21 protein-coding genes are annotated in these 21,235 nt (G+C 45.2%); 5 read left to right on the top strand and 16 right to left on the bottom strand.

Annotation, left to right across the window (positions count from 1 at the left end):
- Nucleotides 1-123: 123 nt before the first annotated feature.
- From AC0VZ9_RS04725 to kynU, 4 genes are all read right to left on the bottom strand, one after another.
- A complete protein-coding gene (locus tag AC0VZ9_RS04725; RefSeq protein ID WP_009335116.1) occupies nucleotides 124-1,467 on the bottom strand; it encodes a sodium-dependent transporter in 1,344 nt (447 codons plus the stop codon).
- Nucleotides 1,468-1,547: 80 nt separating this feature from the next.
- Nucleotides 1,548-2,399 (bottom strand): tryptophan 2,3-dioxygenase, encoded by an 852-nt coding sequence (gene kynA, locus AC0VZ9_RS04720; protein WP_019379372.1) that lies wholly within the window; start codon nucleotides 2,397-2,399, stop codon nucleotides 1,548-1,550.
- A 306-nt stretch (nucleotides 2,400-2,705) separates the two neighbouring features.
- On the bottom strand, nucleotides 2,706-3,335 hold the full coding sequence (gene kynB, locus AC0VZ9_RS04715) for an arylformamidase (RefSeq protein WP_019379373.1): 630 nt from the start codon (nucleotides 3,333-3,335) through the stop codon (nucleotides 2,706-2,708).
- The gene (kynU, locus tag AC0VZ9_RS04710; RefSeq protein WP_475397066.1) at nucleotides 3,332-4,600 is read right to left on the bottom strand and encodes a kynureninase; all 1,269 of its coding nucleotides are present in this window, start codon (nucleotides 4,598-4,600) and stop codon (nucleotides 3,332-3,334) included. Before kynU ends, kynB begins: the two co-directional genes overlap by 4 nt.
- 117 nt (nucleotides 4,601-4,717) lie before the next feature.
- On the opposite strand from kynU, the gene AC0VZ9_RS04705 reads away from it, so the two are divergent.
- A complete protein-coding gene (locus AC0VZ9_RS04705) occupies nucleotides 4,718-5,335 on the top strand; it encodes a TetR/AcrR family transcriptional regulator (RefSeq protein WP_217036199.1) in 618 nt (205 codons plus the stop codon).
- A 145-nt stretch (nucleotides 5,336-5,480) separates the two neighbouring features.
- On the opposite strand, the gene AC0VZ9_RS04700 is transcribed toward AC0VZ9_RS04705, so the two are convergent.
- From AC0VZ9_RS04700 to AC0VZ9_RS04675, 6 genes are all read right to left on the bottom strand, one after another.
- Entirely contained in the window at nucleotides 5,481-6,179 is a 699-nt protein-coding gene (locus AC0VZ9_RS04700) for an ABC transporter ATP-binding protein (RefSeq protein ID WP_475397065.1), read from the bottom strand.
- Between the two features lie 14 nt (nucleotides 6,180-6,193).
- Nucleotides 6,194-7,654 carry an ABC transporter permease gene (locus AC0VZ9_RS04695; RefSeq protein WP_475397064.1) on the bottom strand — a complete coding sequence of 487 codons (1,461 nt, stop codon included), beginning with the start codon at nucleotides 7,652-7,654 and terminating at the stop codon, nucleotides 6,194-6,196.
- 13 nt (nucleotides 7,655-7,667) lie between these two features.
- Nucleotides 7,668-8,546 carry a peptidylprolyl isomerase gene (locus AC0VZ9_RS04690; RefSeq protein WP_009335123.1) on the bottom strand — a complete coding sequence of 293 codons (879 nt, stop codon included), beginning with the start codon at nucleotides 8,544-8,546 and terminating at the stop codon, nucleotides 7,668-7,670.
- 14 nt (nucleotides 8,547-8,560) lie between these two features.
- Nucleotides 8,561-9,760, bottom strand: coding sequence for a S1C family serine protease (locus AC0VZ9_RS04685; protein WP_475397063.1), 1,200 nt, complete (start codon nucleotides 9,758-9,760; stop codon nucleotides 8,561-8,563).
- A gap of 300 nt (nucleotides 9,761-10,060) precedes the next feature.
- Nucleotides 10,061-11,614: a vanadium-dependent haloperoxidase gene (locus AC0VZ9_RS04680; RefSeq protein ID WP_475397062.1), complete on the bottom strand. Its 1,554-nt coding sequence runs from the start codon at nucleotides 11,612-11,614 to the stop codon at nucleotides 10,061-10,063.
- Nucleotides 11,615-12,036: 422 nt separating this feature from the next.
- Entirely contained in the window at nucleotides 12,037-12,432 is a 396-nt protein-coding gene (locus tag AC0VZ9_RS04675) for an MmcQ/YjbR family DNA-binding protein (RefSeq protein WP_192908237.1), read from the bottom strand.
- A gap of 191 nt (nucleotides 12,433-12,623) precedes the next feature.
- Here AC0VZ9_RS04675 and AC0VZ9_RS04670 point away from each other — a divergent pair, with 191 nt between their 5' ends.
- Together AC0VZ9_RS04670 and AC0VZ9_RS04665 are read left to right on the top strand one after the other, a co-directional pair.
- Nucleotides 12,624-13,997, top strand: coding sequence for a PepSY-associated TM helix domain-containing protein (locus AC0VZ9_RS04670; RefSeq protein WP_009335127.1), 1,374 nt, complete (start codon nucleotides 12,624-12,626; stop codon nucleotides 13,995-13,997).
- Nucleotides 13,990-14,484, top strand: a complete 495-nt coding sequence (locus AC0VZ9_RS04665; RefSeq protein ID WP_256816008.1) for a FixH family protein — start codon at nucleotides 13,990-13,992, stop codon at nucleotides 14,482-14,484. Before AC0VZ9_RS04670 ends, AC0VZ9_RS04665 begins: the two co-directional genes overlap by 8 nt.
- Here the strand turns inward: AC0VZ9_RS04665 and AC0VZ9_RS04660 are convergent.
- The 3 genes from AC0VZ9_RS04660 to AC0VZ9_RS04650 form a co-directional block, all read right to left on the bottom strand.
- A complete protein-coding gene (locus AC0VZ9_RS04660) occupies nucleotides 14,481-14,759 on the bottom strand; it encodes a DUF3951 domain-containing protein (RefSeq protein ID WP_475397061.1) in 279 nt (92 codons plus the stop codon). The two genes, AC0VZ9_RS04665 and AC0VZ9_RS04660, sit on opposite strands and share 4 nt — an antisense overlap.
- Nucleotides 14,760-14,991: 232 nt before the next feature.
- On the bottom strand, nucleotides 14,992-16,113 hold the full coding sequence (locus AC0VZ9_RS04655; RefSeq protein WP_009335130.1) for an NADH-dependent flavin oxidoreductase: 1,122 nt from the start codon (nucleotides 16,111-16,113) through the stop codon (nucleotides 14,992-14,994).
- Nucleotides 16,114-16,334: 221 nt separating this feature from the next.
- A complete protein-coding gene (locus AC0VZ9_RS04650; RefSeq protein WP_009335131.1) occupies nucleotides 16,335-16,784 on the bottom strand; it encodes a GreA/GreB family elongation factor in 450 nt (149 codons plus the stop codon).
- A 697-nt stretch (nucleotides 16,785-17,481) separates the two neighbouring features.
- On the opposite strand from AC0VZ9_RS04650, the gene AC0VZ9_RS04645 reads away from it, so the two are divergent.
- Entirely contained in the window at nucleotides 17,482-17,631 is a 150-nt protein-coding gene (locus AC0VZ9_RS04645) for a hypothetical protein (protein ID WP_157380255.1), read from the top strand.
- 106 nt (nucleotides 17,632-17,737) lie between these two features.
- On the opposite strand, the gene AC0VZ9_RS04640 is transcribed toward AC0VZ9_RS04645, so the two are convergent.
- On the bottom strand, nucleotides 17,738-18,181 hold the full coding sequence (locus tag AC0VZ9_RS04640) for an SRPBCC family protein (RefSeq protein WP_019379388.1): 444 nt from the start codon (nucleotides 18,179-18,181) through the stop codon (nucleotides 17,738-17,740).
- An 89-nt stretch (nucleotides 18,182-18,270) separates the two neighbouring features.
- Nucleotides 18,271-19,458 carry a multidrug efflux MFS transporter NorA gene (gene norA, locus AC0VZ9_RS04635; protein ID WP_009335133.1) on the bottom strand — a complete coding sequence of 396 codons (1,188 nt, stop codon included), beginning with the start codon at nucleotides 19,456-19,458 and terminating at the stop codon, nucleotides 18,271-18,273.
- Between the two features lie 99 nt (nucleotides 19,459-19,557).
- Between norA and AC0VZ9_RS04630 the strand changes: the two genes are divergently transcribed.
- Nucleotides 19,558-20,385, top strand: a complete 828-nt coding sequence (locus AC0VZ9_RS04630) for a MerR family transcriptional regulator (RefSeq protein ID WP_475397060.1) — start codon at nucleotides 19,558-19,560, stop codon at nucleotides 20,383-20,385.
- A gap of 228 nt (nucleotides 20,386-20,613) precedes the next feature.
- Here the strand turns inward: AC0VZ9_RS04630 and AC0VZ9_RS04625 are convergent, their stop codons facing one another.
- Complete coding sequence (locus AC0VZ9_RS04625) at nucleotides 20,614-20,814, bottom strand: cold-shock protein (RefSeq protein WP_009335135.1); 201 nt, start codon at nucleotides 20,812-20,814, stop codon at nucleotides 20,614-20,616.
- Nucleotides 20,815-21,235 lie beyond the last annotated feature (421 nt).

Raw genomic sequence — 21,235 nt, 5'->3', positions numbered from 1 at the left:
AGATAATAGCACCCTTTTATCAGACCCCAAAATTTTAATACCCTTTCTAATTTGCCCATAAACCTTTAATTTGATTTTTTTTAAAAATTACTGAAAAAAAGCGCCAGGACTTGGCGCTTCTTTTTAAAAAATTCCGGATGTGCTGATAAACACAACAACAATAGTAGCAGGAACCAATACTTTCATAAGGATGTTCCACGCTGTGTACATGGCTGGAGAAATATCGCTGCCGAGCAGAAATTCCTCTTTTACTAGCTGTTTGTCCATTCTTAAAGAAATAAAGAGGGCAATCAGCAGGCAGCCGAGAGGAAGAAGGATGTTGCTGACAAGGTAGTCGGTTGCATCAAATATATTTTTCCCGAAAATGGTGAAGTCCCCAAGCAGGCTGAACGACAGCGCAGCAGGAATCCCGGCGGCGAACATGACAATGCCGGAGATCCAGGAGATTTTTTTCCGGGAATGCTTTCCGTTCTCGATGAATGCAGAGACGATGATTTCCAGCATGCTGAACGATGATGTCAAAGTGGCAAATAAGAAAAGCAGCAGGAAGATCGCCAGGAACATTTCCCCTAATGGGATTTGTGAAAAGACGGCCGGCAGGACCATGAACAAAAGTCCCGGGCCTTCCGTTGGTTCAAATCCGAATGCAAACACAACCGGGAAAATCGCCAATCCTGCTAAAACGGAAATTATGATGTTCATGATGACAACAGAGCCCGCTGAATTTGGGATGCTTACTTTTTTATCCAGATAAGAGCTGTAAGTGACCATGCATGAGAAGCCGACTGCCAGTGCAAAGAACGACTGTCCCAATGCATAAAGAGCCGATTCCCCTGTGATTTTGCTGAAGTCCGGGTTCAGGAAGAACTTGACTCCTTCCATCGCTCCATCCAGTGTCAGTGCGCGTACCACAAGCACGATAAAAAAGATGAATAATAGCGGCATCATATATTTGCTTGCAGCTTCAATCCCATTTTGGATTCCGAATGTGATGACCACAATGTTAATAAGCAGAAAAGCTGCCAGCCCCATTAGAGTCCAGCTTGGCGTGGATGTAATCATGCCAAACAGTTCCGGATAGGCTGCGCCCGGCGTAATGATTTGGCCGCCAATCGACAGGACTGTATAAATCAGCACCCAGCCCCCAACAACCGAATAAAAACTCAGCAGCAGGAAGCAGCCGACAACGCCAAGCTTGCCGGTAATGGTCCACGGACTGTTTGGAGCCAATTTATAATAGGCAGACACTGCTTCTTTCTGTGCCCCGCGTCCGATAATAAACTCTGAAATGAGCATCGGAAGACCAATCAAAATCGTAAACGCGATAAACATCAGCAAAAAGGCGCCTCCTCCGCTCGTTCCGGCTACATACGGGAACTTCCAGATCGCTCCCAGGCCAATCGCGGCACCGGCCGAGGACATGATAAAGCCGAATTTAGAAGACCATTGCTCTCGATTTGTACTCATAGTACCCCCCTGTTCTCTATTTTTATGCAAGGCCCGATTCAGGAAGACTTTCGGGCCCCGATTCCCCTTTAAATCCTAGATTATAACTCTGTGCGGATATCCCAAAGTTCAGGGAAGAAGCGCTGATCCAATACTTTTTTCAAATAACCGACACCGGATGAACCGCCTGTTCCCATCTTGAAGCCGATGATTCTTTCCACCGTTTTCATATGGCGGAAGCGCCACTGCTGAAGCCAATCTTCGATATCCACAAGTTTTTCCGCAAGCTCGTATAACTCCCAGTACTTTTCAGGATTTTTATACACCGTCATCCAGGCTGCGCGGACCGAATCATTTTCTTTATATGTTCTGGTTACGTCTCTGTTCAGAATGTCTTCATCAACTGGCAGGCCTGCTTTATGAAGCGCGCGGATGGCTACATCGTATAGGCCCGGCTTTTCGAACGCTTCCGTTAACTTTGCATGCAGATCCGGGTCTTTTTGATAGATTTTCAGAACATGCTCGGTTTTATAGCCTAACGCAAATTCTACCATACGATACTGGTAGGATTGGAAGCCAGATGCCTGGCCAAGTGAATCGCGGAACTCCATATACTCGGATGGCGTCAATGTGGACAGCACATCCCATGCCTGAATAATCTGCGATTGTGTCTTCGAAACGCGCGCCAATCGCTTCTGTGCTGTGGATAAATCATTGTTTTCAATCGATTCAATGGCTGCACCCATTTCATGAAGAATCAGCTTCATCCACAGCTCGCTCACCTGGTGGATGACGATAAACAGCATCTCATCATGATGTCCGGAAAGCCTGTTTTGCGCGGATAGGATTTTGTCGAGCTGCAGGTATTCACCGTATGTCATGTTGTTGGTGAAATCTGTATGAATGCTCTTTTCAGAGGTTGTCGCGTTTACGTCCTGGTGTGTTTCTTTCATGTTATGTCCTCCTTGAGATTTGTTCTTGTAGTTCCCGATTCGGGCCGTGCCTGTTATTTCAGCGACTGACCGATATATTGGGAAAGTGACCGATATATCTGATGCGGATTGCAGCCGGACTTCATTTGGCCGGTAAACCCGCATTTTGGCCGGTATTTTATCGAAATTGGCCGGTGATTGTACGTTTTTGGCCGGTATTTCCTTCAAATTGGCCGGTAAAGGCTATTTCTGCTGGCTACTGCACTTCCAGCAAGGCAGAAGTTTAGCGTTTGGCCGATAAATTCGAGGTTTTGGCCGTTCCCCCGCTTAAATTGGCCGAATAACCGCCCGCACCGGGCTGCCATCTCCGTCTTTTATTGGGAGCGGCAAGGCAATTAGCTCGTAATTTCCTTCTTCTATCTCATCCAGCATGATATTTTCCAGAATATGAATGCCATTTCGATATAAAGCATGGTGTGTTTCCATCTCTTTGCTGTCGAGCGCATCGACGGATGGCACATCCACTCCGAGCAGGCGCACCCCTTTACTGCCGAGGTAGTCTGCCATATCCTCGGTCAGTTCAGGGATCTGATTCGGAAACACTTCCGAATGATTCGGAACCGAGGTCCTGAGCAGAACACGTTCCACACCTTCGAGATCAAATCCTTTCAGAACTTCCGAATCCACCGTTTCATAGGCTGATACATCTATCACACACGCCGGCCCGATATACAGCTCGATATCCAGGTCCAAGATCTTTTCGCCTTCGTCATTAAAATGGAACGGTGCATCGACATGGGTGCCGGTATGCAGGCTGGTCGTAATCCTGCCAATATTGACAGAGCCGGTTTGTTCTTTTGTAAAAGCTGTTTCATAGCTGAATGGCGTATCTCCGGGCCAGTGGGCAATGGCATTAGTCAGCGGCTGTGAAATATCGATCCATCCCTTTTTCATCATGCTACGACTCCCCGCTTATTTTCGAATTGCTTGTATTTTTCTTGATCCATAATACCTTTAAGGATCTGAACTGTTTTCCAGACATCTTCAAACGTATTGTACAGCGCTACCGGAGCCAGACGGATTCCGTTCGGGGCACGGAAATCCGGGATAACTCCCTCTGCCTTCAGCGCCTTGCAGATCCTTGCTGCTTCCGGGTGCTCCAGATAAATATGGCCGCCGCGCTTCTTTTCATCAAGCGGGTTGCGCAGGATAAATCCGTGTCCGTCAAGCTCATGCTGAATCAGCTTAATCATATAGCCAGTCAATTTAAGAGATTTTTCGCGGATTCTTTCCATGCCAGCTTCATTAAACATGCTGAGTGATCCAATAATTGGCGCCATGCTAAAGATATTCGGAGTTCCAATCTGATATGCGCCTGCATCTTCAGCAGCAGTCAGCACATGTTCCATATCAAACTGCTTATCTTTGCGGGAGCTGAACCAGCCGGCAAGTCCCGGCACTTGGCCAAAATGGCGCTTGTTCACAAACAATCCGCCCGTCGAGCCAGGTCCGCCATTCAGATGCTTATAGTTGCACCAGAACGCGAAATCCACATCCCAATCACTCAGGGAATGCGGGACAGATCCAACCGAATGGCATAGGTCAAAGCCAATCTCAATCCCGCGCTTATGTGCTTCTGCAGTGAGATACTCCATATCCAGCACCTGGCCGCTTCGGTATAAAACACCCGGCAGGACAATCAGCGCGATTTCATCTGTCATCGCCGCGACAATGTCTTCTTCCTTCAGCGTATGGCCATCCGCGCTTTTTACCTGGACAAGATGCTCATCAGGATCATAGCCCTTCAGCTTTACCTGGCTTTGCAGCGCATAAATATCGCTTGGAAAATTCAATTCATCCGCCAGTATCTTCGTTCTTTTTCCTTCCGGCTTATAAAAAGTCGAGACAAGCTGATGCAGATTAATGGTTGTGGAACCGCTTACAACCACTTCCTCCGGATGTGCTCCCACGATTGGCGCCAATTCTTTTCCTAGTTTTTCAGATAAATAGAACCAGGGATTGTCCCCTTCTGTCCAGCCATCAATAGCATGGTGCTTCCAGGAATCCAGCAGGTCAAGGAGTGACTTTTCCGCACGCTTTGAAAGCAGTCCAAGTGAATTGCCATCCAGATAAATTCCGTCTTCTTTTATATAAAACTCTTCCCGGTAGGACAGCTCATTCCCGGCATCCAGTCCGATTGCATACTCTCTTGTAAAATCCATAGATTTCCAACCTTTCAGAATATTAATTATTTACGAAAATTATATGGTTTGATTGACACTATGTCAATGATATAATGTCAGTATAGTTGCCAGAAACTGAACGAAGGAATGAAATAAATGAAGAATCCGATCGATCAATTACCGGCAAGGCAGCAGCAGGCCCTGAAAACACGCCATAAGCTTCTCCAGGCCGGAAAAGAAGTTTTTCTCGAAAATGGCTTCCAAAAAGCAACCATCTCCCAAGTGATCAAAAAAGCAAATACAGGCTACGGCACGGCGTACGTCTATTTTAAAAATAAAGATGAGCTTTTCATTACCTTAATGGAAGATCTCATGAACCAATTTTACGAAGTGGCAGAGATGCCCTTTAAGCCGCAGGCCAAAGAAGAGGCCTATGAAAATATTAAGAAGCAGGTCAGGCTGTTCCTGCGGCTGGCTTTGGATGAGCGGGACATGATGAAGGTCGTAAAAGAGGCAATCGGCGTCTCACCTGAGATAGAGGAAAAATGGTACGGAATCCGCGAACGCTTCATCGAGCGGATTTCAGTCGATATCCGCTACGCACAGGCGCAAAAGCTTGCCAAAGAGCAACTCGATCCGGCCCTTACCGCGAGAGGCTGGTTTTATTCAAATGAGATGTTCATGTGGGAGCTGGTGATGAATGAGGAAAAGTATCAGATGGATGACGTGATTGTGAATCTGACCAGAATGTATACGGGCGGGCTGTATGAATAAAGACTCATGTCCCACTTGTCATGATTTGTGTGCCCCTCTTCCATTTTACAATCAAATTTTGCTCATTAATGCGCCACTTCCCATTCCACCGTCTGTTTCAAAATTTTAAAAAAGGTGCCTCCTCCCTCAGGAAAAGGCACCTTTTTCAATTCGAAACCAGCTCGGGTTCATTCGCTGTAACCGTAATACTCCCTTTTGAAAGCTTCACAACCACATCCGAATCTCTCGCAATGTCGGGATCATGCGTAACGACGATCACGCATTTCCCTTCTTCATGTGCCAGTGCCCGTAAAAGACCGACAATCTCCTGGGCCGTGTCTTCGTCCAGGTTGCCGGTCGGCTCGTCCGCGACAATCAGTTCGGCGTCACAGCACAAAGCCCGGGCAATGGACACACGCTGCTGCTGGCCGCCGCTTAAAGTAAGCACTTTTTGCCGGCCCTGGATTTCAGAAATCCCGACCCGCTTCAGCATCTCCACAGCAATCACTTTTTTATTTTTCGCAGAGGATCCGGTAATCTCCATTGCGGTCAATACATTCTGCAGAGCCGTCATATACGGAAGCAGATTATAAGATTGAAAGACAATGGAGACAAACTTATTTCGGAATCTCGTCAGCCCAATTTTCCGGATATCCTTTCCTTCGTACAGCACTTCTCCGTCCTTCGGAACATCCAGGGCACTGGCCAGAGCAAGGAATGTCGTTTTCCCGGATCCGGACGGCCCGATTATGCTGTAAAAATTCCCTTTTTCAAAACTCACGTTAATATTTTTCAAGATATCGTGTTTTTTATTTTCATGTTTATACCAGTAGCTGATATTTTTGAATTCCAGCAATGAACTCATTTTTCCATCTCCTTTTAATCCTGCTTGCTTAGAATGGCTTTTGGCTGAAGGCGCAATACGGTTAACGAAGGCAATAGTGCCGACAATGCCGCAATCACGAGGCCAATTAGTGCAAGGAAGCCAAGATCTTCTCCTGTCACCTGAACATTCATTTCATCTACCGTCTCCACTGTTTCCTGAGTCTGCATCATCCCAGGACCGAAGCCGCCCATGCCCCTTCCTCTGAAGAACTCCGGTGTATTCGTCTGTTCTGCTGATGCCAATTCCTGATTCAGGAGCTGGTCGCCAAGCTGGCCCGCCACCACATTGCCGCTCGCTGTGGCAATGCCGAGCGATAACACAGCCACTACTAAAATTTCCGCCATAAACTGGCCTGCGAGCTTCCACCTTTTTTCCCCGATCGCCAGCAGGACGCCCATTTCATACTTCCGCTCACGGATTGACATCATGACGATCAGACCCAATATGACTGCTCCGGCAATGGATACCAGGTACACAATATTTTTCGAAAATCCGGCTACATTCTCAATCGGGCCGACCATCTGCTGATAAAGCTGGTCATCGGCATCAAGCTTGAACGTTTCGAAATCGATGCTGCTCTCTGCTTTTGCCTGATCGATAAAGTCCTGCATATCGGCAGGATCCTCTATGTAGTAGATGGCGCTATCGATTGTATTTTCATAGTCAGATCCCTTTAGTGCTGCAGCAGCAGTGTATGGAACATACAGCTTGTTATAAGGATTCAGTGCTGTAAAATCCATTGCCTGATCAGATCCGGCAGAAGCTGTCTGATAGATTCCGATCACTTCAAGCTCCATTTCAGCCGTTTCATCACGCGGGTTTGTGACGGTAATCTTATCGCCAACTCCCAGCTCGTTTTCTTCCGCCAATGTCTGTTCAATCAGCGTGACATTTTTACCGATATGCTCCTCTGTGATCCCGGTTCCTTCAACCATCGATGAGGTCCCATCCATAAACTCCGCAACCGCGTCTGTAAATGCAACCCCCTGCAGGCTCACATCTCCCTGCATCATTCCGCCCGGCATGCCTCTCCCAGGCTCCTGCCCTTCACCGCTTTCCTCAGATGTGTCAGAGGCAGCCGAGTCGCTTTCAATCGGATCAAAACCGGAGGCCAGCCCAGTGGTGGATGAGTAGAAATTATAGCCTTTAATCTGGTCATAAGAAGCCAGTTCCTCTGCGGCATCAAGCGGGACAGGAACTGACTGGAAACGCATCCGCTCCCCTCCGCTCTGCTGCTGGGACATCGCCTGCTCTCTCAGTTTTTCCATATCAGCCTGCAGGGTGACATCTGCCCCCAGCTTTTGGCGGGCGAGATCTCCCGACTTTTCGACAGCTGTCTGGATCGATAATCCTGCCAGCACTAATACACAAATCACGGTAAATACGAAGATCTGCAGAATGCTTTTCCCTTTTCTGGCCTTCACGCTTAAAAACGCTCGTTTTAAAAAATTCATCTCAAGTTTCCCCTCAGCCCTCTAAATAGTTCTTAATCTCATATTCTTCAAATTTTTCTTCCAGCCAAGCCGTATATTCTGTTTGCATCTCTGTTTCAAATAATGTATTTTTAACCTCTTCTTTCACATCTTCATAGGCTGCTTCTTTGGCTTCCTGCTTTTCTGCCACTTTGATTACGTGATAGCCATATTCGGTTTTAACAGGATCGCTGATTTTTCCCGGTTCCAGCGAGAAGGCGACCTCTTCAAATTCCTCGACCATATCTCCCTTTCCGAAAAAGCCGAGGTCTCCGCCAGCATCTTTGTTGCTTTCATCGGTCGAGTATTCAGCCGCAAGCTTCGCAAAATCACCGCCATCATTCAGTTTTCCGATGACTTCCTTTGCCGTTTCCTCATCCTCTACTAAAATATGGCTCGCTGATACCTGTTCCTCCTGGGCAAAACTTTCTTTGTTTTCGTCAAAATAGGTTTTCATAGCTTCTTCTGAAATCTCAATCCTTGGTTCCAGCAGCTTCTTGGTTGCCAGGTAGGATTCGATATCCTCCTCAAAATCAGCCATTGAGAGGCCGCTTGATTCGAGCGTCTGCTTTAAAGCATCCTCCCCGCCGTATGACTCCGCATATACAGCCTTTTCCTCATCAATTTCTTCCTGTGTCACTTTCACATTTTCTTTCTTCGCTTCCTGATCAATCACTTTCTCGGTGATCAGCGAATCCAGAAGCTCCTGCCCATACTGGGCAACGAGACGCTCATGCAGCTCATCCCTGCTGATTTCTTCCCCGTTTACGGTCGCAGCAGCATCATCCTCCTTTATTGTAAAAAAGATGGCTGCCGCTGCCCCGATCGTTACTACACTGCCTAAAATCCAATAGATAACTTTCTTATTCTTCATCCTGTTCTCCTCTCCTAATTCGCTTTCTGGTTGCTTGTCAGCGTGACTTCCGCCGTTTTCAATTCGCCGCCGCGGTAAAATTCGATTTTCACCTTATCGCCAATCGAAAAACAGCTGTATAAATGCTTGCGCAAATCTCCGGAATTCGTGATTTGCTTTCCGCCAATGCTGACGAGAATATCCTCTACCTGAAGTCCGGCTTTGGCAGCGGCCGAATCCGGATCAACATTCGCCACTATTGCCCCGCTAGTCACGCCGTCAGGGAGATTTCTTAAATATTGAGGCGGCACTTCTTCAAAGCTTGCCAGGCCTACACCAAGATACGGGCGGACCACTTGTCCATTTTCAATCAGCTGATCAATCAGTGTTTTCACTTCATTGCTTGGGATGGCAAATCCAAGGCCTTCCACCCCGCTATCCGCGATCTTCAGGCTGTTGATCCCGACCAGCTGGCCGGCTGTATTCATCAATGCGCCGCCGCTGTTGCCCGGGTTGATCGCTGCATCTGTCTGAATGACATTTAAGTTCCATTCCCCTGCAGACGTGCTGACTTGAATCGAGCGGTCGACCGCACTCACGATTCCCTGAGTCACTGTTCTGGATAAATCCAGGCCAAGCGGATTGCCGATCGCCAGCACCTGATCACCAGCTCTCAGCTTGGAAGAATCACCAAACGCCATGGCTTGAGCGTCTACATCCCCTTTGATTTTCAGCACCGCAATATCTGTCAGCGCATCGGTTCCAATCAATTCTGCCGTTGCCTTCTCACCATCATGCAATGTCACCTGAATCTCACTCGCATTTTCAATCACATGGTTATTGGTCACAATGTATGCCGCATCATCTGTCTTTTTAAAAATTACACCCGAACCCGTACCGCTTTCTGAAGCTTCACTCGACTGGCTGAACGGATTATTGTTTTGCTGCTGCATATTCACAACGCCGACAATCGCTTTCGATGCCTGCTCAATTGTATCGGCCAGGGAATTGGATGAAGAAGATACTGGCGTCACATCGAGATTGGATGAGCTTTCAGCTTGTCCAGTTTCATCCGGAACGCTTGCCTGCGGCGTATCCTCCTGGAAATACGGAACGGCTGTCAGCGTAAGCGCCGAACCCAGCACACCAGCCGCCACGGTTGACAGGAACCCTTTCCAGACCGGTTTTTTGGCCGCCCGATTTTCCGTTCTGCTTTCTTCGTTAAACTCTGTCATGATTAAACACTTCCTTCTTATCTATTTTGAATTTGAATAGTTTTCGTTTGCCTTACAAGTCATACTTTAAAGGCCCAATGTGTCAGGAAAATGTCAAAGGAACTTTTTTCGAAAAAAACTTGTCCCACTCTTGATAAATAGGGATTGGGCTCTACAAGACGCTTCTGAGAATTTCCGCTCCCATCAAATAAATGACGAGCCGGAATGGCAGATGCCAGGATCAGGATTTTTATCCAGATCCCCTTTCTTATTGCACAAAAAAACACATGGCGCTGAGGCTCGCACATGTGTATATAATGCTTAGATAATCGTTACTTTTTTTCCGTCAAATTTGGTTAGCGTAAAACCGTTAAAATGCTCATTAAAGGATGAGCTGTAATCCCGCAGGAGCCCAATGGCCACTGCTTCACCAAGCTTTAGCCCTTCTATGCCATCAGAGCGCCAATGAACACCTGCTGTGTCTCTGCCCAGGGAAATATTCACACCAAGCTTATTAAGCTCCCCTCCTGCTGTCAGAGGTTTGCCCGGATAAGGAAGCAGTGAGAGTCCATCCAAACTTGCTTCCACCGGATCCGGAATCACAAAAGATTCGTTGAAAAATGCTTTAAGGATCGTAACCCCTGCACCGGCTATGCACGCATGACCTGCAGGATAGGCAGGATGGGTCGGGCATCCTTCCGGATAGGCCATAGGCAGAAGATAAGAGCCATATTTGCTGAATACTTTAGAAAGGGCTTCAGATTCAAGAAGCTCTGAGTGGATCGGGTATTTAGCCGCTCCATTCATATGGTTATGAACACGCCCGCCAAATTCTTCTGGACGGAGCCTGCGGTGGACGAGAAACTTTTGGAACCAGGAAGCTTCCAGTGCCATCCTCCCTGCTTTTGTGACCATGTCCAATATATGAGCAGCCCCGAAGGTAATGAAACCTCCCTGGGTAGCCGACTTAAGATTAGGGTTGTTCCGATCGAGAGCCTCAGGCCCATAACTAAGCAAAATTAAGCAGGCCGATAACGGACATTGAAATGAAAAATCATAATGTACATACTCACCTAAGTCACGCCCGTTGCGGATATAACGGGGCACCGGATCTTTTATCGATTCTCGGGGTAATGAACCATTTTGGATGTCCAGCCATTCTTCATAAGAAGTCATATAATCAGACCCAGCCAAAGCGGTGCGGTATTTCTGGGGAATGACTGTAGAACCAAATGGAATGTCCTTCCAGAGGAACTGTGAAAGATAGGGACCTGTAAGATTACCTGGAAACTCACTGCGGAACAAGGTTTCAGGAGTGACCTTTCCGTTATCTTTCGGTCCCCGAAAATCAGAAAATCCTGATAGGTCACCAGCAGCCTCGGCAATCAGGGGATCACTTTCATAAGCCCGGAAAGGAATATCCCTGGTAAGCGCCTGCCAGTATAACTCTGCCATTTCTCCCGCCTCCAAGGCGCTGCTGAAAGCTGGAGGCTTGGACAGATTCAATTGATGGCAATCAGGACCTATTAAATCATACACATAGGAAGCCTGGGGATTTGAAAGCTTCACCTTCCCACCCATTGGGATCGATTCAAAATCTTCTGGATTTCCGGACTTTAAAGCTTCCATATACTGTTCATACGCCTCGGATACAACTTCTCCAAGAGAATTATGGGGAAGCCCCTTAGAGTAGCTGCCTATTTTCCCGGGAAGCTGTTCATCTCCATTGCATGAATGTTCTTTTGGCGGCACAAGCAGGTGAGAAGCAGCAGACATAAGACGGATGCAAAAGGCTGCCTTCATTCGCTTCCACCCTGTTTTAGGTGCTATTAAGCAGCCCTTTTCCTTATGATAGTAAATTTTCTTTTCTTCCATAGTAGCTCCTCTGTAACTTCTATTTGTTATTTCATGATGATTATTTCATTATATTCACAGGCTAGTTGTAAGCTTGGGCATCAAACTAGTAACTCCTAACCATTTTATTCGTCCTCCTCCTAACTAGCCGGAAAAAAAGAGTTTGGGAATGCTATGCCGGATGAAGGAGAGAATGGGAATCTCTTTCCATAAAAAAATGCGCAGAGAAACTTTCTCTGCGCATGACATTTTTTCAATCCCAAATCGTACTATAAATATAACTAACTAAAAGTGAGGTGTGAAAATGTTTATTAGACTTTTTCATAAATCAGACCGCACAGGCAAAATCGCCATTCTATCAAGTACCATTCTTTTATTAATAGGCGGATTGACTGCGCTTTTCCTTTAGCTGAATCATGACGGTTTGTGTCGGTTTTATGCTACTAGGATGGACTCCCCCCTATTTTCAAGCTTTTCAGGATGGATTTAGGCGCCGTCCGCAAATAAGCTTCTTTTATCAAGCCTTCAACCTCAACCCACTCTAGTTCATGATCACCTAAAATCGAGGTCCAGCCATGCTGTCCAATATAGGGTGTCTTGAAAAAACGGCTGCCTTCCTGCACTAAAAATTCCTGTGTTTCTTTCGATGTTTTCATGGCAATGGACGGAATGCCCTCTTCGTTCTCTCCCAAAATAACAAAAGGCTTATCTTTTACTCTAAATGAAGTATGTCCAAATTTATCAGCCTGTTCGGCGGTTTCAGGAAAACCAATGGCAATCTCCCTTACCTTTGTCAGAATCTCTATGCTTTTTTGTGATTTTAATTGTTTATGGATCATCTTAACACTCCCTTGCCAGTTCTTTCATGATAATATTCAACACTATATTTAGAAACCCTTGTCTAAAAAAGAAAGTTTCTGGCTGTTATGACAGCTTTTTGCCAAAAAACTTTTTTCAAAACTTCATTCATTTCTCACATTCCACTTTTAAGATATGAAAAGAAGATTAACGAAGAGGAGTTTTTGATGACATGGAAACGGTTAAAGAAACGGCTGATATACAGAAACCGCCGCAGACTAACACCTCTCTATACAGAACGGTTTGGAGATGGCACTTTTATGCGGGCATAATTTTTGCGCCATTTCTTTTTATTCTGGCGGTAACCGGAGCAATCTATTTGTTTAAGCCGCAAATCGAGGGTGTCCTCTATCAGGATTATTATGAAGTCACCCCTCAGGATGAAAAAATTTCAGCTTCACAGCAGATTGAAGAAGTGAAGAAGCAATATCCGGATGCAGCAGTGACGGTGTACCGTCCCGGGGAAAGCGCCGATCGTTCAAGTGAAGTCGGCATTGTGAATAACGATGAATCGCTTACTGTTTTTATCAATCCTTATACAGGTGAGTCCCTCGGGGCCTTAAACAGCGAGGACCGGATTATGGATAAGATAGAAGAGTTTCACGGGGAACTGATGGCCGGCACGCTGGGAGACCGGATCGTAGAGCTGGCGGCCTGCTGGGCAGTTGTGCTCATTGTAACAGGACTGTATTTATGGTTTCCGAAGAAAAGGCCTGGCATGGGCGGCGTCCTTTTTCCCCGGCTGAATAGAGGGAAAAAGACTTTCAGAAGAGATTTGCATGCAGTGCCTGCCTTCTGGGTCACTGCTGGGATGCTCTTTTTAATCATGACAGGATTGCCTTGGTCCGGATTCTGGGGCACAAACTTTCAATCGATGGCAACCAATACCGGGGAAGGATATCCCCCTAGTGTCTGGGTTGGAAGCGGACCCCAGTCAACCATCCAGACGAAAGACATTGCCGATGTTCCATGGGCTGCCGAAAATCTGGACGTGCCTGTGTCAGACCTTCAGGGATTTATTCCGCTTTCGATTGATGATGTGGTTTCTGCTGCAGAACGTGAAGGCGTCCATCCCAGCTATTCCATTTATATTCCACAGGATAAAACGGGAGTGTATACAATTTCAGCTTTCCCGCCAAAAGCGCAGGATGAAATTACGATGCATGTCGATCAGTATACAGGTGCGGTTTTAACAGATTACCGCTATGACCATTACGGGTGGATCGGGAAACTAGTCGCATGGGGAATTACGCTTCATAAAGGGACACAATTTGGCTTGATTAACCAATTAATCAGTTTATTCATCTGCCTTGGCATCATCCTTGTGGTGGTAAGCGGCTATTATTTGTGGCTCAAACGCAAGCCGAAAAAAGACATGGGCGCACCAAAAACAGCTGGGTTTAACAACACAAAGGGATTCTTCCTTCTGTTAATTGCCATGGGAGTCCTCTTCCCATTAGTCGGCTTAACGATCATCGCTGTTTTGATAATTGACTTTTTCTTAATCCGGAGAATACCAGCGTTGAAGAGGTTTTTGAATGCGTAAGTTTATGATAGGGGAGTCTAATGCCGTGAAAAAATATGTCTTTATGATCCTGCTGCTGTCTTTTCTGAGTGCATGTTCACTTAATGAGAATGCAGCAGAGCTTTACAAACAGGAAACTCCGCTGAAACTGGAAATACAAACACCGGACACTTTTACAGCCGGAGAACAGGAAACAGTTAAAGCCACTCTCACACAGGACGGCAAACCGGCTGATCATACTGATTTTGTTCATTTCGAAATTTGGAAGCAGGACGGCACTGTCCACTATGGGATGGAGGAAGCAGACAATGAGGGCGGGGGCGTCTACAGCATCAGCAAGGATTTTGACAAGGATGGCCTTTACTTTGTAAAAGTGCACGCCCAGCAAGGCGGCAGCCTGATCATGCCGCAAAAGCAGTTTATTGTGGGAGAGCTGTCGAAAAGCGACGTGGAATTCCTGCAAAAAGGAACAGGCAAGCAGGAAGCGGGGCAGGGTCATCATCATTAATTTAGAACAAAAAGGATAGAGTTTGTCAGGAGAGGTTCCCTGCTATCTATCCTTTTTCTTCTCCTCCTGCTTCTTTTTATTTCCCTGAATTTCATCTTCAGCCAGGATTTCTTGTCTTCGTGAAACTCCACTTCAGATTGACCTGTAATTTCATCAAATGGGGTATAGAAAGGCTGAACACTTTTCTTTTTTACAAACACTTTATAAAACCCTATAAGCACTAGTATGACTATGGCTAATGGGAAACCGGCTGCCATTAAATCAATCAGGTTCATTTGCCCTCCCCTTTTCATATGGATATCTGGTATATGTTTATAGGTTTCGTTTGCAGCTAACCTGCCCTGTTAACTTCAATAAAGAAGGCGTTTATTCCTGCTTGAGCTCGAAGCACTAATGACTGCTGCTCTCCAACAATTTATGGCCACCACTGATAAATAAAGAAAAGGGACTTCAGCAGTCCCTTTTCAAATATTTTCTTAATATAAGCGCTCAATCCTGAAGACATCCTCAATCTACAACCGGAAACCACCCCGGAGTGTTTACAATTGCCTGCCAGAGCGGATCAGGGATGACCAGCTTTTCCTGATCCTTCTTGGATAAAGTGGTGGCAATTTCAGACTCTTTTCCTTCCTGCACCTTCTGCACCCAATCCGGCTCCATAATCAGTTCCCGGCCAAGGGCGACCATGGCCACTCCCGTTTCCAGTGCTTTTACAGCTTCATCAGGAGTATGAATGGACCCTACTCCGATAAGCGGCAGGCGGTTATTCATTTTTTCTAACAGATGCTGAATTCTTGGCTTAGCATCATCAGCCCCGCGTCTCGGTTTGGACCAGAAGTCCATCAGGGAGACATGAAGATAGTCCAGCCCTTTATCTGACAGTACATCGACCAATTGAAGAGTATCTTCCATGGTGATTCCCGGCTCAGTAGGCTCTTCCGGTGAAAAACGGTACCCCACAATGAATGGCTCTTTCGCATGTTCTTTTACCGCTTCTTGGACTGCGTCCACCACAGCAAGAGGGAACGTCATGCGCTTTTCAAGGCTTCCTCCGAATCGGTCCTCACGGCGATTTGAATGCGGAGAAAAGAACTGCTGAATTAAATAGCCATTGGCTCCATGGATTTCAACGCCATCATAGCCTGCCTGGATGGCCCGGCGGGTTGTTTCGCCGAAAGCGGCAATGATGTCCTCCACTTCCTTTTCCGTCAGTGCTCTTGGAGTGTTCCCGCTTCCTTCAGAAGCAACCGCACTGGCACTGACTGTTTCGCCATTTGGAACGAGCTCTGGAGGGCATTCCCTTCCGCCATGAAAGATCTGGAGTATTGCTTTGGCACCCTGCTCTTTAATGCTGGCTGCCAGCCTCGAAAGACTTGGAATCATCCCATCGTGATCGCCGCCAAATTCACCATGGAATCCTTTTCCGTTTGCTGTCACATTTGTACAAGCCGTAATCACCATTCCTACCCCTTTGGAGCGGTGTACGTAATAATCAATCTCGGCATCTGACACGGTTCCATCCGCATGGGATGAGAAATTGGTCATTGGAGCCAGAACCACTCTGTTTTTTAACTCCACATTATTCTTTAACTTAAGAGATTCTAATAGCGGTTTATAGCTTGGATTCACAAAAAAACACTCCTTTTTATAACCTTTCAAACCTAGTTTGTTATTTATTTCTTCTGTTTACGCATAGTAAACTGCGCAAATTGAGAATTACCCTGCAAGAAGGCAGCGAAAGATTACTGTAATGTTATATGTTACAGTTCAGGAAGTCAATTATTTGAATCGGAAGCTCTCTCCGCCTGGACAGAGGGACAAATTTGTCCCTCCGCTCCAAATAATATCCGTTAACCTGTCTCCTTGTCCCAGTATGATATTTTTTCGATAACTACATCCAGCTGGCCGCTTGGGATAATCAGGGATGTTTGTTCACCCATATTTTTTAACAGAAGCTGCCTGCCAACCGGGGATAAGAATGAAATGCAGCCATTATCAGGGTCAGACTGATCGGGCAGACAGATATGATAATCCTCCCGGTCATCCTCCCCGTCAAATAACACAGTTACCTTTGTTCCAATCAATACTTTTCGCAAAGGGGGTTCTGCTGGAGCTTGATTACAAAGTGTAATGTATTTCTCCACTTCACTTACATAATTACTAAGGAAGTCCTTTTTCCTCTCCTTGAGCGGAGTGGAAGATAAATAAAGGCTATTCAGATCCTGATAGTTATCATCAATAAACGTCAGCTGCTTAATAAAGTACTCTTTTTCAGTGAGGGCGGGGATACTATGGTTCATAGTAGATAACCCCCCTGCTGGGATCAAACACCTTGCAAAACTTCATTTCTACTGTCATTTCCATGCACCATCCTTCTTTTGAATATATAAAAAGCAGACCTTTCCCGTTTATAAAGAAAGGTCTACTATATATTTACAACATAGCATATATGTACCTGAAAAGCCAGCTAACTTGTGGGTCATTGGCAGGCTTTCGGAGGATTTTATTGTCGAATTGAACATTTGTACATCCGCCAAAAAAACCACTCCTTCTCCCCAAATAATTCTCCTTTTGTATCATTTTTCCTTTTTATCTAAGCCGCCTTAGGCAAAAAAAAGCGCTCCTGTTTTTGCAGGAACGCTTTTTTGCACATCCCAGAATTTATGTGTCGGGTTCGGACTCCTTTACTCGGATTTGTCCTTCTTGTGTCCGAAGGTCCACTAACTTCAGACTCATCCATTTGGTTTTCCATCTATCTTGTCCGAAGGTCCGCCAACTTCGGACTCTTCCCCTAGGATTTCTACCTAATCCGTCCGAAGGAAAACCCGCTTCGGACTCCTCCAACCGGATTCCCTCCGGTCTTGTCCGAACAGTAAAAAGAGGGACAGATGTCCGGTCCCTCTTATCAAATATCGCTCCAGCTACACTTCTCCTCATCCCACTTGAATAGTTTCACAATTATTAAGCAATCTAAACTGTGTATGGGAGGTGAAGATATTGTCACATCAGAACGGCAAGTCAGAGAAGCAAGCAGCGAAACCCTCAGTTGAAAATCGTCAAGGTTCAGGTTCAGAATACGAAAGAGAGCGTGCTGGGAAAGTAGAAGGGTACGGTCAGCCATACCCGGATAATGGTGCTAAAAGTTAATGATAGGCTAAGAGTGAATTAGACGTTAATTCACTCTTTTTGCTTTAAGCATGCAAGCCTCCCAATCATTACGCCTGGTACAGTCGATAACAGAATCGAAATCTTATTAATGGATTAAAGCTGCTCTCAAATCACTAATGCCATGTTCCAAATAGCCCTTAAGGCAAGTCAGCATGTAGATCCAGCCTTCTTTTTGCCCCAGCATTTTGCTTACGGCTTCAGGGTCATTTTCGTCAAGACCGGATTCGTTCACCTCAATGATGGTACTCAAATGATTCGTCTCATTCAGTGTAATGGCAACAACTGTTTCTTCATTCGTTTCTACGCCCCATGAAAACACGATTTTCTTATTTTCCTCAAAATCTAATACATTTAAAATGCCTTCTGCGCCATATTCATCATATTTCACAGTAATGGACTTGCCTTGTGCCCATCTTTCTGAACTCGATGAGAACCAGAAATGACCGATTTTAACTGGGTCAACGATGGCATCAAACACCTCGCTGGCTGGCTTATTTATTTTTAATTTCGCAGTTATTTGAGTATCCACAATAAATCAACTCTCTTTCAGGTAATCAATATTCTTTTATTATATCCTGAACTCTTTTATTTTTGTGGAATGAGTATGTTAATTAGCTGCTATACTGCTTTCACCACTTTGGATGCCTTCTCTGCAGGCTTTTTCCAGAGCAGGGTCAGCCCAATCCCCAATGCCATTATGACCGTCGCAAAGTAGTATGGGTAGTTAATATCGATATCAAACAGCATCCCTCCTATAATAGGTCCGCTGATATTCGCCAGACTTGTAAACATCGAGTTCATGCCGCCCACGAAGCCTTGTTCATTGCCGGCGATATTGGAAAGATAGGAAGTGACAGCCGGACGGAATAAGTCGAATCCTACAAACACAATGAATGTTACAAGTAAAATCGCGAAGTAGGAATGCACTACAGTCATTAAAAACACAAGCAGTCCGGATAGTATTAGGCTGTAGCGGATCAGTTTGATTTCTCCCCAAATACGGGTCAGGCGGTCAAACAGCAGAATTTGCGATACAGCTCCGAAAATGGCTCCGCCTGTAATCACAATGGCGATATCTGATGGTTTGAAAGCAAACTTGTGATCCACAAATAAGCTAAAGAATGACTCAAACGCAGCCAGCCCAAATGAGGCAATGAAAATCAGAATAAAGGCCAGGAAATATTTTGGCTCCATTACGCGTCTGAAGCCGCTTCTGCCCTCTGGAGCCCCTTCTTGATTTTCTTCTTCAATGCGTTCAGGCTCAGATAATAAAATCATCGAAAGCACAGCTGCCAGTGCACCCATTGCTCCTGCAAAGAAGAATGGCACACGCGTTCCAAATTCCGCTAAAAATCCGCCGATGCCGGGACCGATAATAAATCCCGTACTAATGGCCGCTGACATATACCCGAGTGCCTTTGGACGGGTATCCGTCGTCGTGATATCCGCGATAAAGGCAGTCACGGCCGGCATAATAAAGGCCGCACTAATTCCGCCCAAGATCCGGGAAACGAATAGCACCTCGATCTCTTGGCCGATCCCGAATAAAAACTCCGATAAACCGAAAATAAATAGGCCGGTGACAATCATGATTTTCCTGCCCCATTTATCGGCTGCTCTCCCTGCAAACGGGGAAACAATAAGCTGAGCCAATGCAAATGCGGCTGTTAAATACCCGATCGTTGTGCCCGTTATGCCCAATTCATTCATCAATGTAGGCAGAACAGGAATGACCAGGCCAATTCCCAGAAAGGCTATAAATAAATTCGTCAATAATAAACCTAAAGTGATTTTTTGTGTCTTCATCTATATCATGCTCCTTACAAAACAGTCAAACTTGATTTATTTATACGTTTTATCCTAGTGTATATAGTAACTATATAGTCAAGGGCGGTGATGTAAAAAATGAGTAAAAAAGATGGCAAATATTTAACGACTGGCGAATTCGCAAAGCTTTGCAAGGTTAACAAGCAGACAATCTTTTATTACGATCAAATCGGGATTTTGTCCCCGGTAAAGAAAAATGAAAAAGGCTATCGCTATTATTCCATTCATCAATTAGAGTTATTTTTTGTGATTGATTTATTAAAGGATCTTGGCATGTCGCTTAACGATATTCAGCAGTATATGCAAAACAAATCGCCCGAAAGCTTTTTATCCATCATGTACCGGAAAAAAGAAGAGATTATAAAAAAACGGCAGGAGATCGAAATGAAGGAGAAAATGATCGAGGCCAAAATCGGATTAATGGAAGAAGCTTCCAAGCTTGATTTTAATCGAATTGCGCTTCAGCCATTGCCGGAAGCAACCCTCTATCTAAGCAGGAACATCCAAAATATATCTGATGAAGAATTTGTTGAGGTCATCTCGGATTTCATTAATGAATTGCAGATCTCACAGCTTGATTCAGGGTATCCGATTGGAACTATAACGAAGCGGGAACAGGTGCTGAAAGGGGAATTCTCCAATTACAGTTACTTGTATATCGAGCAGCCAAATCCAAAGGAAGGACATCCGTATTTTCGGGCTGTAAAAGGTGATTTTCTCATCGGCTATCATGTTGGGAGCGAAAAAACCATCAGCCATACATATAAGCGGTTTTTCTCAGAGATGGAGCGGCTGCATTTAACCTTAGGGGAGCATGTTTTTGAAGAGTACATTTATGATACCGTTGTACAGAATAATAAGGAGCAGTTTGTCACTAAAATTATGATGCAGATTATCAGGGGATAGGATTTCCGCCAATCTTTATCAAAGGTGTTAGGAAAATTCGCAATAATATGATACACTTTGTTTACCATTTGATTTACTGTGTACATGTGCCCTGCTCATTCGTGAGCGGGGTTCCTTATTAGAAAAGCGTAGAGCTAGACAGTTATCAACGTTCAAAATTAATACTTCCTTATTTTCACACACAAAAAAACAGGCCCATAAAGAGCCTGCCCTGAGTTTTGGTTTTAATTAAGCTTTACGCACGTTAGCTGCTTGAGCTCCACGCTGACCTTGCTCAACATCGAAAGTCACTTCTTGACCTTCTTCTAAAGATTTATAACCTTCGCCTTGGATAGCTGAGAAATGAACGAATACGTCTTCTCCACCTTCGCGTTCGATGAATCCGAAGCCTTTTTCACTGTTAAACCATTTTACTTTACCATTTTCCATTTTTGTTGCCTCCTTGTGCGTATAAACACACATTGTGTTACTATCCTTGCTCTCAGTGATCATCAAGACGTAAAGTTTTACTCAAACTATCCTTTACACCGAACAAAAATAATTCTTATTTAGTTTAACACTTTTCTGAATTATATGCAAGAAAACACAAAAAGGAAAACATTATTTCTCCATGCGGGCATGCAAAAACTTCGAAATTAACCATAAAAAAGACTGCTATTTCATAGCAGTCATGGATAGTGCCTTAAGAAGTAATAGAATATCCTGATGAATGCTGTTGCGTACTTGATCATCGCTACAGTTCTCAAAATCAGCCTGTAAACGTCCAAGTTCTCTAATGAATAGTAAGTTTTCTTCCTTACTAAGCATAGTGTATTCGCTCCTTTTTACATAGGGAAAAACACTATGTCGT

This window comes from Cytobacillus sp. QJM3NY_8, from assembly GCF_056173585.1.
The sequence above is the reverse complement of the archived record's forward strand: the minus strand, read 5'-3'. Positions and strand labels throughout refer to the sequence as shown.